Below are 13,004 nucleotides of genomic sequence, written 5' to 3'. Positions count from 1 at the left end.
AAGGTCCACGGTTATGCCTGCCGAAGCCGCCGCCGCGGCGTCCCAAGTGGTCGAGTCTGTGTTTCCGCAGCTCGAAGCGCTGCTCCCGCACGTGCAGAAGCCCATTCAGTACGTCGGTGGTGAGCTGAACTCCACGGTGAAGCCGTGGGAGAGCTGCGACGTGCGCTGGGCGCTCATGTACCCCGACGCCTACGAGGTCGGCCTGCCCAACCAGGGCGTCATGATCCTCTACGAGGTGCTGAACGAGCGCGAGGGCGTCCTCGCCGAGCGCACGTACAGCGTCTGGCCCGACCTCGAAGCGCTGATGCGCGAGCACCGGGTGCCGCAGTTCACGGTCGACTCGCACCGCCCGGTGAAGGCCTTCGACGTGTTCGGGCTGAGCTTCTCCACCGAGCTCGGCTACACGAACATGCTGACCGCGCTCGACCTGGCCGGGATCCCGCTGGAGTCCAAGAACCGCACGGTCGACGATCCGATCGTCCTCGCGGGCGGCCACGCGGCCTTCAACCCGGAGCCGATCGCCGACTTCATCGACGCGGCGGTCATCGGTGACGGCGAGCAGGCCGTGCTCGACATGACGGAGATCATCCGCGCGTGGAAGGCCGAGGGCCGCCCCGGCGGGCGCGAGGAGGTCCTCTTCCGCCTCGCGAGGACCGGGAACATCTACGTCCCGGGCTTCTACGACGTCGAGTACCTGCCCGACGGCCGCATCGGCCGCGTCGTGCCGAACAAGTCGGGCGTGCCGTGGCGCGTCTCCAAGCACACCGTCATGGACCTCGACGAGTGGCCGTACCCGAAGCAGCCCCTCGTGCCGCTCGCGGAGACCGTCCACGAGCGGATGTCCGTGGAGATCTTCCGCGGCTGCACCCGCGGCTGCCGCTTCTGCCAGGCCGGCATGATCACGCGCCCCGTGCGGGAGCGAAGCATCACCGGTATCGGCGAGATGGTGGAGAAGGGCCTCAAGGCGACCGGCTTCGAGGAGGTCGGCCTGCTGTCCCTGTCGAGCGCCGACCACACCGAGATCGGCGAGATCGCCAAGGGCCTCGCGGACCGGTACGAGGAAGACAAGATCGGCCTCTCCCTCCCCTCGACCCGCGTGGACGCCTTCAACGTCGACCTCGCCAACGAGCTGACCCGCAACGGCCGCCGCTCCGGCCTCACCTTCGCCCCCGAGGGCGGCAGTGAGCGCATGCGCAAGGTCATCAACAAGATGGTCAGCGAAGAGGATCTGATCCGGACCGTCGCCACCGCGTACGGCAACGGCTGGCGCCAGGTGAAGCTGTACTTCATGTGCGGCCTGCCGACGGAGACGGACGACGACGTCCTGCAGATCGCCGACATGGCGATGAACGTGATCCAGAAGGGCCGCGAGGTCTCCGGGTCGAACGACATCCGCTGCACGGTCTCGATCGGTGGCTTCGTCCCGAAGCCGCACACCCCGTTCCAGTGGGCGCCGCAGCTCAGCGCCGAGGAGACGGACGCGCGCCTGACCAAGCTGCGCGACAAGATCCGCGGCGACAAGAAGTACGGCCGCTCCATCGGCTTCCGCTACCACGACGGCAAGCCCGGCATCGTCGAGGGCCTGCTCTCCCGAGGTGACCGCCGCATCGGCGACGTCATCCGCGCCGTCTACGAGGACGGCGGCCGCTTCGACGGCTGGCGCGAGCACTTCAGCTACGACCGCTGGATGGAGTGCGCCGCCAAGACGCTGCCCGCCCACGGCGTGGACGTCGACTGGTACACGACGCGTGAGCGCACGTACGAGGAGGTCCTGCCCTGGGACCACCTGGACTCCGGTCTCGACAAGGACTGGCTCTGGGAGGACTGGCAGGACTCGCTCGACGAGACCGAGGTCGAGGACTGCCGCTGGACGCCGTGCTTCGACTGCGGCGTCTGCCCGGCGATGGACACGAACATCCAGATCGGCCCGACGGGCAAGAAGCTGCTGCCGCTGACGGTCGTCAAGTAGCGCACGCGCACAGCGAGAAGGGGCGGCCGGTCGAGAACGACCGGCCGCCCCTTTCGCGTCCCGCTGCGCGGCTACTTGCTCGCGGCGAAGCGCATCAGGGCGTGCTCGTCGCCCTGCTTGATCTTGCCCGGCGTGTTGATGACCTCGAGCTTCCAGCTGGAGCCCACCCGCATGGCCTTCGCCACCGCACAGCCGTTGTCGGCGCTGAGCAGGCTCGGCCAGATGTCGGCGACCTGCTGGCTGCTGCCGCCCGTGGCGTCGTACACCTTGAAGCTGATGTTCCGGGCCTTCTGGAACGAGCTGCCCTTCTTGTACGCGGCGGCGATGAACACGATCGACGTGATGTTGCCCGGGATGCGGGCGAACTCGACGGTGACCGTCTCGTCGTCGCCCTCGCCCTTGCCCGTCTGGTTGTCACCGCTGTGCACCAGCGAGCCGTTGCCCATCGGGTCCAGCGAGTCCAGGCCCGCCAGCCGCACCGGGTCCCCGCCCGCCATCGCGATGGCGATCAGGTCGAGGTCCGTGCCCTGCTTGCGGCGCAGCGAGCCGAGCACCCCGCCGCTGCTCCCGGAAGTGGGGTCCCAGGACACTCCGATGGACAGGTGCGTGACGCCGTCCAGGTCCGCCGGGCCGTCTTCCTTGGTGAGCGTGATCATGCGTGAATCTCCCCCTTCTTTCGAGCTGCGGTGCGCAGACTGCCCGAACATACGACGTTTGTGTTCAGGCAGGCTACGCCGGGGTCGTGGGAACGAGCTGGGCGTGGTCCGCATCCACCGGGCCGCCGCGGGCGTCTGAGAAGACATGGACCTGGAGAAGCCGCCCCCCGCGCCCGTGGCGCCCGTCACACCCGCAGCCCCGCCCGAGGGCTGTCTGGTCGCGGCGATCCGCATGCCGGTGCGGATCGTGGTGTTCGTCGTCGTGGTGCCGGTGCGCCTCGTGTGGGACGCCCTCGTCGCGGGCGGCCGCCTCCTCCACGAGAAGGTGCTCGTGCCGCTGGCCCGGGGGATCGGGTGGCTGCTGTACGGGCTGCTGGTGTGGCCGTTCGTGGCGCTGTGGCGGTACGTACTGGCCCCGGTCGGACGGGTGCTGATCGTGGTCCCGGCCCGGTGGCTGTACGCGCGGGTGCTCACCCCGCTCGGCCGGGCGATCGCCTTCCTGGGCCGGGCGGCCGGCCTCGGCCTGGCCTGGCTCGGCCGGGCCCTGTTCGTGTGGCCGTGGGTGGCGCTGTGGCAGTACGCCCTCGTGCCGGTGGGCCATGGACTGGCTTGGCTGGCACGGCAGTTGGGGGCCGGGCTCGAAGCGGTGGGGCGCGGGGTCGGGTGGCTGCTGCGCGTGCTGCTCGTCGTCCCCGCGGTGTGGCTGTACACGTACCTGCTCACGCCCGTCGGCCGGGCGATCGCCGCGCTGTGCACCGGAGTCGGGATCGCGGTGGCCCGGCTGGCGCGCGTCCTCGTCGCCGTGCCCGCGGTGTGGCTGTACGCCAACGTGCTGACGCCGCTGGTCCGGTGGCTCGTCGTGCTGCCGGTGCTCGCCGTGTGGCGCTGGGTCCTGGTGCCGGTGGGCCGGGCGCTCGCCGTGCTCGTCCGGGAGGTCGGGGAGGCCCTGGGGCACGCGTGGCGGGTGGCGGGGTACGTGTCGCTCGCCGTCGGCCGGTTCCTCGGCCGGCTGCTGCGGTGGGTCTTCGTGGACCCGGTCCGGTGGGCGTACCGCACCGTGCTCACCCCGGTCGGGCACGCCGTACGGGACCAGGTGTGGCGGCCCGTCGCCCGGGCGGCGCGGCAGGCCCTCGGTGCGGCCCGCGACACTTTCCGGCAGGCCCGCGCCGATCTGCGGCGCGCCCTGTTCGGCTCGCCCCGGCAGCCGGAACCGCTGGTCAGGGGCCAGCGGGAACCGGGCGCGGCCGAGGCACGTACTCTAGGTAGCAGTACGACCGCTCTCACGAAGACCGCATTCATTAAGGATTAGGACACTGGGCAAGCGACAGCCCGTAGGCCCGCCGCCCGCACCCGCGGTGCAGCGCATCCGACTGCGCTACACCAAGCGCGGCCGCCTCCGGTTCACCAGCCACCGTGACTTCCAGCGCGCCTTCGAGCGTGCGCTGCGCCGCGCCGAGGTGCCCATGGCGTACTCGGCGGGGTTCACGCCGCACCCGAAGGTGTCGTACGCCAATGCCGCACCCACCGGCACCGGCAGTGAGGCCGAGTACCTGGAGATCGCGCTCACCGCGCAGCGCGACCCCGAGAAGCTCCGTGCCCTGCTCGACGAGTCGATGCCCGTCGGGCTCGACATCGTGGAGGCCGTCGAGGCCCGCACCTCGGGCCTGGCCGACCGGCTCACCGCCTCCGTGTGGGAGCTGAGGCTCGACGGAGTGACGGTCGAGGACGCCTCGCGCGCCGCGGAGGCGTTCCGCGCCGCCGAGACCGTGGAGGTCCAGCGCCGCACGAAGAACGGGATGCGGACGTTCGACGCCCGCGAGGCCGTCGTCAGCCTGGAAGCGGCGGAAGCCACCTCCGATGTTCCGGCTGATAGGCCCAGCGACAAGGCCTGTGCGATACTGCGCCTGGTTGTTCGGCACGTGACGCCTGCCGTTCGACCCGACGACGTCCTGTCCGGTCTTCGCGCCGTGGCCGACCTGGCGCCGCCGGTCCCCGCAGCGGTGACCAGGCTGGCGCAGGGGCTTTTCGATGAAGAGACCGGCACGGTGACCGACCCGCTCGCGCCCGACCGCGAGGCAGTCCAGGCCGCTCCCCACCCGGGGGCCGCAGGATCTGCCGCCGCGAAGGTGCCTGCCGTGGAAGGTTCCGCGTAAGGCGGTCGTCGTAGCGCCGCCCTCGTACTCGGGAGCCACCTGGGTCGGGCAGCGCACCCACCCAAGGACTTTCGCCAGGCCGTACGTACATCGCGTACCGGAACCGGCGAGAACAGACAGAAGAGCCCCCGTGCGGCGCCCGCGCCCCGGACCGGCGGCACCGCGCTCGACACGCAGCGCGTGAGCCGCAGACGTCACCGGTCACGGACCAGGCGCGGCGCCCGGGGGCCTGACGGGAGATCCACCCGCATGCCCGAGCCGACCGAACCCACCACTCCTGAGCTGGACAGCCCCAGCGACACCCTGCCCCCGCGCCGCCGGCGCCGGGCCGCGTCGCGCCCCGCGGGCCCGCCGGTGGCGAACGCCGCCGTGGAGAGCACGCCGGCCATACCGGCCGCCGATGTGACCGATCCGGCCGTCGAGGCCGAGGAGAGCGACGAGCTCGCCGAGGCCGCCGCCGAGACCCCGGCGCAGGACGCCGCGCCCGCCGGGCGCCCGCGCCGTCGCGCCACGCGCCGCGCCTCCGCGCCCGCCGGCGCCCCCCAGACCACCGCCGACGACGCCGAGCAGGCCGCCGCCGCGCCCGCCGAGGAGCCGGTGGCCGCTGCCGCCGCACCGGCCGAGGACGCCGCGCCGAAGCGTGCGCGCCGTCGCGCCACGCGTACCGCCTCCGCGCCCGCCGGTGCGCCCGCGCAGACGCAGAGCGAGACCGAGGAGGCCGTCATGGCCGAGCCCACCGCCGCTGCCGAGCCCGTCGAGGACGCCGCGCCGAAGCGCAGCCGTCGTCGTGCCACGCGGACCGCGTCCGCGCCGACCACCGCTGTGGAGACGCAGGAGGTGGCGCCCGCCGCTGTCGAGGAGCCGGTGGCCGCTGAGGCTGCCGCCGCTGCCGAGCCGGTCGAGGACGCCGCGCCGAAGCGCAGCCGTCGTCGTGCCACGCGGACCGCGTCCGCGCCGACCACGGCCGTGGAGACGCAGGAGGCGGCGCCCGCCGCTGTCGAGGAGCCGGTGGCCGCTGAGCCTGCCGCCGCTGCCGAGCCGGTCGAGGACGCCGCGCCCAAGCGCAGCCGTCGCCGCGCCACCCGCACCGTGTCCGCGCCCCCCGAGGTGTCCGACGCCCTGGCCGCCGAGGCCGCCGCGCCCGCCGCCGAGGAGGAGGCCGAGGCCGAGGGCCCGCGCCGTGGCCGCCGTCGCGCCACCCGCAAGGCCGCCGCCGGGTTCTCCGAGCCGGCCCAGCGGTCCGGCCGCAGGGCCGTCGCCCGTGACGAGGACGGCGAGGGCGGTGGACGCCCGAAGCGTCCCTCCGTCGCCGTGTTCCAGGCGCCCGTCTTCACCGAGCCGATGTTCCAGACCCCGGAGCGCGCCGCCGCCGCGGCCGCCGCCGAGGCCGCCGAGGAGCAGCAGCCCGAGCCCGAGCAGGCTCCGGTCGCCGCCGCCCCGGCCGTCGTGGAGGAGGAGCAGACGCCGCGCCGTCGCCGCCGCCGTCGCGCCGCGGACGAGCAGCCGGCCGCCGAGCAGCCCGTGGCCGTCGAGCCGGAGCCGGAGCCGGAGGCCGAGGCGGAGCCCGAGGCCGACGCCGAGGAGCACGACGACCACGAGGACCACGACGAGCACGGGGACCGGCCCACGCGCCGCCGTCGCCGGGGCGGCCGTCGCCGTCGTCGCGGCGAGTCCACCGACGCCGAGCACGACGCCGACACCGAGCCGGGCGCCTCCGACGAGGACGCCGAGGACGCCGAGGGTCACGAGGACGCCGACGAGGCGGACGAGCAGGCCGACGAGCGCGACGACCACGGCGCGTCCGGGTCGAGCAGCAGCCGCCGTCGCCGTCGCCGCCGCCGTCGTGCCGGTGACTCGGGCACCGAGGGCGAGCCGTCCTCGGACGACCCGGAGCGCACCGTCGTCAAGGTCCGCGAGCCGCGCAAGAAGGAAGAGAAGTCCACTTCTTCGGACGAGGTGCAGTCCATCAAGGGCTCCACGCGTCTCGAGGCCAAGAAGCAGCGCCGCCGCGAAGGCCGCGAGCAGGGCCGCCGCCGCGTCCCGATCATCACCGAGGCCGAGTTCCTGGCGCGCCGCGAGGCCGTCGAGCGCGTGATGGTCGTCCGCCAGAACGGCGAGCGCACCCAGATCGGCGTGCTCGAGGACAACATCCTCGTCGAGCACTACGTCAACAAGGAGCAGTCGACCTCGTACGTCGGCAACGTGTACCTGGGCAAGGTCCAGAACGTGCTGCCGTCGATGGAGGCCGCCTTCATCGACATCGGCAAGGGCCGCAACGCGGTGCTGTACGCCGGTGAGGTCAACTTCGAGGCGCTCGGCATGGCCAACGGGCCGCGCCGCATCGAGACCGCCCTCAAGTCCGGCCAGTCCGTGCTCGTCCAGGTCACCAAGGACCCGATCGGCCACAAGGGCGCCCGCCTGACCAGCCAGGTCTCGCTGCCCGGCCGCTACCTGGTCTACGTGCCCGAGGGCTCGATGACCGGCATCAGCCGCAAGCTCCCCGACACCGAGCGGGCGCGTCTGAAGACCATCCTCAAGAAGATCGTCCCCGAGGACGCGGGCGTCATCGTGCGCACCGCCGCCGAGGGCGCGAGCGAGGACGAGCTGCGCCGCGACGTCGAGCGTCTGCAGGCCCAGTGGGAGGACATCCAGAAGAAGTCCAAGCAGATCTCGACGTCGTCGCCGAGCCTGCTGTACGGCGAGCCGGACATGACCGTCCGCGTCGTGCGCGACATCTTCAACGAGGACTTCTCCAAGGTCGTCGTCAGCGGTGACGAGGCGTGGGACACCATCCACGGCTACGTCAACCACGTGGCGCCCGACCTGGCCGACCGCCTCTCCAAGTGGACGAGCGAGGTCGACGTCTTCGCGACGTACCGGATCGACGAGCAGCTGGCCAAGGCGCTCGACCGCAAGGTGTGGCTGCCGTCCGGCGGCTCCCTGGTGATCGACAAGACCGAGGCCATGATCGTGGTCGACGTCAACACCGGTAAGTTCACCGGCCAGGGCGGCAACCTCGAAGAGACCGTGACCAGGAACAACCTGGAGGCGGCCGAGGAGATCGTGCGCCAGCTGCGGCTGCGCGACCTGGGCGGCATCGTCGTCATCGACTTCATCGACATGGTCCTGGAGTCCAACCGGGACCTGGTCCTGCGGCGTCTCCTGGAGTGCCTGGGCCGGGACCGGACCAAGCACCAGGTCGCCGAGGTCACCTCGCTCGGCCTGGTCCAGATGACGCGCAAGCGCGTCGGCCAGGGCCTGCTGGAGTCCTTCTCCGAGACCTGCGTGCACTGCAACGGCCGTGGCGTCATCGTCCACATGGAGCAGCCCACCGCCGCCGGCGGTGGCGGCAAGCGCAAGAAGCGCGGCCGCGGTGGCAACGGTGCGGACCACACGCACGAGCACACCCACGAGGTCGCCGAGTCGGCCGAGGCCGTCGAGACCGAGGCCGAGGTCGCCGCGGAGGTCGCCGCCCCCGTGGCGCTGGCCGAGCCGGAGTTCGTGCCCGACGAGGAGCTGTACTCCAGCCCGGCCGAGGCGGAGGCCGCGGCCGGTGGCCGTGGTGGCCGCTCGCGCCGCCGTGCCACGCGCCGCGCGTCGGCCCCGGCCGGTGCGCCGAAGGCGGAGAAGGCAGAGCGGGCGGAGAAGCCGCAGCGGGCGGAGAAGGCCGTGAAGGCGGAGGAGCCGGTGCCGGCCCCCGAGCCCGAGCCGGTCGTCGAGGCGCCGCAGGCCGAGCCCGCCCAGCCCGTGCAGGAGGAGGCTGCCGAGGCGCCCGCGCCGCGCACCCGTCGCCGTGCCACGCGCAAGGCGAGCGCTCCCGCCGGTTCCCCGAAGGCGTCCGCCGACGAGGCCGCCACGGTGACGGTCACGGAGCCGGTGAAGGCCGAGGAGCCGGAGCCCGTCGTGGCCGAGGAGCCGAAGGCCGACGAGGCGAAGCCGGTGGAGACCGAGGCCGCGGCCCCGGCCCGCCCGCGCCGCCGCGCCGTCCGCAAGGCCACCGCCCCGACCGCGACCGAGGAGCCGGCCGTCGTGGTCGTCCCCGCGGCCTCGGACGAGGGCGCCGAGGCCCCCGAGGCCCCCGAGGCCCCCGAGGCCGAGGAGGCGCCCGCCGCCAAGAAGACGGCCCGTAAGACGGCCAAGAAGGCGACGGCGAAGAAGGCGGCCACCAAGAAGACCGCGGCCAAGAAGACGGCCGCGAAGAAGACGACGGCCAAGAAGGCGGCGAAGACCACCGCCAAGAAGACGACCGCGAAGAAGACCGCGGCGGCCGAGCAGCAGGCGCTGCCGTCCGTCTCGGCCGCGGCCGACGAGGCCTGAGCCACCGCCCGGGAGACCGGGTCCGCGGGCGCCCCGTACAGCAGTCGCTGTGCGGGGCGTCTGCGTATATCCGGGCATACGGGGCCGATGTGGTCTCCGGGGGCACGCGAAGTGACACCTGACTCTCCGTGCGCGCTGAACTACCTGTAAAACTCATGGAATAGTTCGGGTGAATGCAGGGGCGCGCGTTGGGGAGACGGGTGTCCGTGCCAGGGGAGGGGTGGACGATGGCGCACATGCGTCTCAGAGGCACGGGCCGGCACCGTGCGGCGAAGCCGGTGAAGAGCGGACGGCAGGCGGTGGCGCTGGCCACCGTGCTCTCCGCGGCCGGTGTGCAGGCGGGGGTCTCCGCGGGCACCGCGTCGGCCGACGAGGCGAGGGTCTGGACCGAGGGGCCGATCTTCAACGACCCCAAGGGCAGCGTGGACGCCCAGTACGCGATCCGCACGCGGCTGCTGGAGCTGACGAACGCGGCGCTGCCCGGCTCGTACATCAAGGTCGCCGTCTACCACGTGTGGGAGACCTCGGTCTCCGACGCGCTCGTGGCCGCCAAGAACCGCGGCGTGAACGTGCAGATCGTGCTCGACTCCTCCAGCCTCAAGGACCGGCCCACCAACCCCGTCTACGAGCAGCTGAAGGCCGCCCTGGGCACCAGCAGGACCGCGCAGTCCTTCGTGACGCTGTGCCCGACCGACAAGTCGTGCCTGGGCGACCCGAAGTTCGGCAAGTCGATCATGCACAACAAGTTCTGGCTGTTCTCGGCCGTCGAGGGCGCCACGAACATCGTCGTGCAGACCACGTCGAACTCGACGCCGTCCGCGAGCACCAAGTTCTACAACGACGCGCTCCAGCTGCCCAACAACCGGGTGCTCTACGGGGCGTACGCGGACTACTTCGACGACATGGTCGTCCACGACTGGGCGAACTGGGACTACCGCACCGTCAGCAACGGCCACTACAAGGCGTACTTCTTCCCGCGGGCCGGCACCACGAACTCCACGGACACGCTGTACTCGGTCCTCAACAACGTCTCCTGCTCGTACAAGGACGCGGCGACCGGCACCACGAAGAAGACGGTCGTGCGGGCCGCGATCTTCCAGATCACCCGGCAGGCCATCGCCGACAAGCTGGTCTCGCTGAAGAAGGCCGGCTGTACGGTCCAGATCGAGTACGCCACGGCCGACAGCGGCACGTGGAAGTCGATGCACGCCACGGGTGCCCCGCCGGTGCGCTGCTACAACGACGACCGGGACCCGCTGAACCCCGCCGCCAAGCTCGCGACGCCGTACATCATCCACACCAAGTACGTGGCGATCGACGGCATGTACGACGGCGCGCGCAACAAGATCACGTTCACCGGGTCGCAGAACGCGTCGGGCCCCGCCCTGCGCGAGAACGACGAGGCCTACGTCAAGATCGACGACGACTCCGTGCACGACACGTACGTGCAGCACTTCAACAAGGTGTGGGGCGTCGCGTACCCCGGCGCGTCGGACAGCACGAACCTCTGCAAGGGCGTCAAGGTCCTGCCGCAGGACGGTGAGGTCAAGACCACCTGAGGGGCCGGTTTGACCCTTCTGAGGGGCGACCCGTAACCTTGACCGTCGGCGTGTCCATCGACGCGCCTCACTCCCGTAAACCTTTCTTCCTCCTGAGTCCGGGGTTCCCCAGGTTCCACGGATTCGGGAGAGGCCGCCTCGTGCGGCTGGACTGCGGGGGTTCCGTTCCGAGCGAGAGAGAGATCCGCGTGTACGCCATCGTGCGCAGCGGTGGTCGCCAGCACAAGGTTGCTGTCGACGACATCGTTGAGGTTGACAAGATTTCCACCGCCAAGGTTGGCGACACCGTAGAGCTCTCTACGCTGCTCGTTGTCGACGGCGACGCTGTGACCAGCGACCCGTGGGTCCTGGCCGGCATCAAGGTCACCGCCGAGGTCGTGGACCACCACAAGGGTGCCAAGATCGACATCCTTCGGTACAAGAACAAGACCGGCTACCGCCGTCGTCAGGGTCACCGTCAGCAGTACACGGCGATCAAGATCACCGGTATCCCCACGGCTGCGAAGTAAGGGACTGAGACAAGATGGCACACAAGAAGGGCGCATCGTCCACTCGGAACGGGCGCGACTCCAATGCTCAGCGGCTCGGTGTGAAGCGCTTCGGCGGTCAGACCGTGAACGCCGGTGAGATCCTGGTCCGCCAGCGCGGCACCCACTTCCACCCGGGCAACTCGGTCGGCCGCGGCAAGGACGACACGCTGTTCGCCCTCGCCGCCGGTGCGGTGGAGTTCGGTACCCACCGCGGCCGCAAGGTCGTGAACATCGTCCCGGTCGCCTGACCCGGACTTTCTCGCGAGGCGGACCTCACTTCCCGTGACGGGAAGCGGGTCCGCCTTTCGCGTGTTGAAGTAGAGACATTTCCGCTCGTTTCTGGAGGCACTGAACCATGACCACCTTCGTGGACCGCGTCGAGCTGCATGTCGCCGCGGGTAGCGGGGGCCACGGCTGTGCCTCCGTACACCGGGAGAAGTTCAAGCCGCTCGGCGGCCCGGACGGCGGCAACGGCGGCCGTGGCGGCGACGTCATCCTGGTCGTCGACCAGTCGGTGACCACGCTCCTCGACTACCACCACTCCCCGCACCGCAAGGCCACCAACGGTGCGCCGGGCGCGGGCGACAACCGCTCCGGCAAGGACGGCCAGGACCTGGTCCTGCCCGTCCCCGACGGCACGGTCGTCCTCGACAAGGCGGGCAACGTGCTGGCCGACCTGGTCGGCCAGGGCACCACCTTCATCGCCGCCCAGGGCGGCCGCGGCGGCCTCGGCAACGCGGCCCTCGCCTCGGCCCGCCGCAAGGCCCCCGGCTTCGCGCTGCTCGGCGTCCCCGGCGACCTGCGCGACGTGGTCCTGGAGCTGAAGACGGTCGCCGACGTGGCGCTCGTCGGCTACCCGAGCGCCGGCAAGTCCTCGCTGATCTCGGTGCTCTCCGCCGCCAAGCCGAAGATCGCCGACTACCCGTTCACGACGCTGGTCCCGAACCTGGGCGTCGTCACCGCCGGTGCGACCGTCTACACCATCGCGGACGTGCCCGGACTGATCCCGGGCGCCAGCCAGGGCAAGGGCCTCGGCCTGGAGTTCCTGCGCCACGTCGAGCGGTGCAGCGTGCTCGTGCACGTCCTGGACACGGCGACCCTGGAGTCCGACCGCGACCCGGTGTCCGACCTGGACGTCATCGAGGCCGAACTGAGGGAGTACGGCGCCGGCCTGGAGAACCGCCCGCGCCTGGTCGTCCTCAACAAGATCGACGTGCCCGACGGCCAGGACCTCGCCGACCTGGTCCGGCCCGACCTGGAGGAGCGCGGCTACCGCGTCTTCGAGGTCTCCGCCGTCGCCCACAAGGGCCTCAAGGAGCTGTCCTTCGCGCTCGCCGAGCTGGTCGGCGCCCACCGCGCCGCGCAGCCCAAGGAGGAGTCGACCCGCGTCGTCATCCGTCCGAAGGCCGTGGACGACGCCGGCTTCACGGTCGTGCGCGAGGAGGACGGCCTGTTCCGGGTGCGCGGCGACAAGCCGGAGCGCTGGGTGCGCCAGACCGACTTCAGCAACGACGAGGCCGTGGGTTACCTGGCCGACCGCCTCAACCGCCTCGGGGTGGAGGACGAACTGATGAAGGCGGGCGCCCGCAGCGGCGACGGCGTCGCGATCGGCCCCGAGGACAACGCGGTCGTCTTCGACTGGGAGCCCACCATGATGGCGGGCGCCGAGATGCTCGGCCGCCGTGGCGAGGACCACCGCATGGAGGCCCCGCGTCCGGCTGCTCAGCGCCGCCGCGACCGGCAGGCGGAGCGGGACGAGGCCCAGCAGGAGTACGACGACTTCGAACCGTTCTAGCCTCCGGCGAACGGAAGTCTCCGCG

General features: G+C 71.6%; 9 protein-coding genes. 8 read left to right on the top strand and 1 reads right to left on the bottom strand.

From position 1 onward, the window contains the following. The first annotated feature begins 13 nt into the window (after nt 1-13). Complete coding sequence (locus M4J07_RS13745; protein ID WP_255971519.1) at nt 14-1,969, top strand: TIGR03960 family B12-binding radical SAM protein; 1,956 nt, start codon at nt 14-16, stop codon at nt 1,967-1,969. 71 nt (nt 1,970-2,040) lie between these two features. Here the strand turns inward: M4J07_RS13745 and M4J07_RS13740 are convergent, their stop codons facing one another. After that, a complete protein-coding gene (locus M4J07_RS13740; RefSeq protein WP_255971517.1) occupies nt 2,041-2,625 on the bottom strand; it encodes a TerD family protein in 585 nt (194 codons plus the stop codon). 145 nt (nt 2,626-2,770) lie between these two features. Between M4J07_RS13740 and M4J07_RS13735 the strand changes: the two genes are divergently transcribed. From M4J07_RS13735 to obgE, 7 genes are all read left to right on the top strand, one after another. Further along, entirely contained in the window at nt 2,771-3,934 is a 1,164-nt protein-coding gene (locus tag M4J07_RS13735) for a hypothetical protein (RefSeq protein ID WP_255971515.1), read from the top strand. 46 nt (nt 3,935-3,980) lie between these two features. Beyond that, nucleotides 3,981-4,778 (top strand): TIGR03936 family radical SAM-associated protein, encoded by a 798-nt coding sequence (locus M4J07_RS13730; RefSeq protein WP_255971513.1) that lies wholly within the window; start codon nt 3,981-3,983, stop codon nt 4,776-4,778. A 249-nt stretch (nt 4,779-5,027) separates the two neighbouring features. Next, nucleotides 5,028-9,095, top strand: coding sequence for an Rne/Rng family ribonuclease (locus tag M4J07_RS13725; RefSeq protein WP_255971511.1), 4,068 nt, complete (start codon nt 5,028-5,030; stop codon nt 9,093-9,095). A 236-nt stretch (nt 9,096-9,331) separates the two neighbouring features. Further along, nucleotides 9,332-10,654, top strand: coding sequence for a phospholipase D-like domain-containing protein (locus M4J07_RS13720; RefSeq protein ID WP_255971509.1), 1,323 nt, complete (start codon nt 9,332-9,334; stop codon nt 10,652-10,654). 188 nt (nt 10,655-10,842) lie between these two features. Then, nucleotides 10,843-11,163, top strand: coding sequence for a 50S ribosomal protein L21 (rplU, locus tag M4J07_RS13715; protein WP_030362614.1), 321 nt, complete (start codon nt 10,843-10,845; stop codon nt 11,161-11,163). A 14-nt stretch (nt 11,164-11,177) separates the two neighbouring features. Beyond that, nucleotides 11,178-11,432: a 50S ribosomal protein L27 gene (rpmA, locus tag M4J07_RS13710; RefSeq protein WP_255971503.1), complete on the top strand. Its 255-nt coding sequence runs from the start codon at nt 11,178-11,180 to the stop codon at nt 11,430-11,432. A 107-nt stretch (nt 11,433-11,539) separates the two neighbouring features. Then, on the top strand, nt 11,540-12,979 hold the full coding sequence (gene obgE / locus M4J07_RS13705; RefSeq protein ID WP_255971501.1) for a GTPase ObgE: 1,440 nt from the start codon (nt 11,540-11,542) through the stop codon (nt 12,977-12,979). Nucleotides 12,980-13,004 lie beyond the last annotated feature (25 nt).

Source organism: Streptomyces longispororuber, assembly GCF_024448165.1.
Lineage (GTDB): Bacteria > Actinomycetota > Actinomycetes > Streptomycetales > Streptomycetaceae > Streptomyces > Streptomyces longispororuber_A.
The sequence above is the reverse complement of the archived record's forward strand: the minus strand, read 5'-3'. Positions and strand labels throughout refer to the sequence as shown.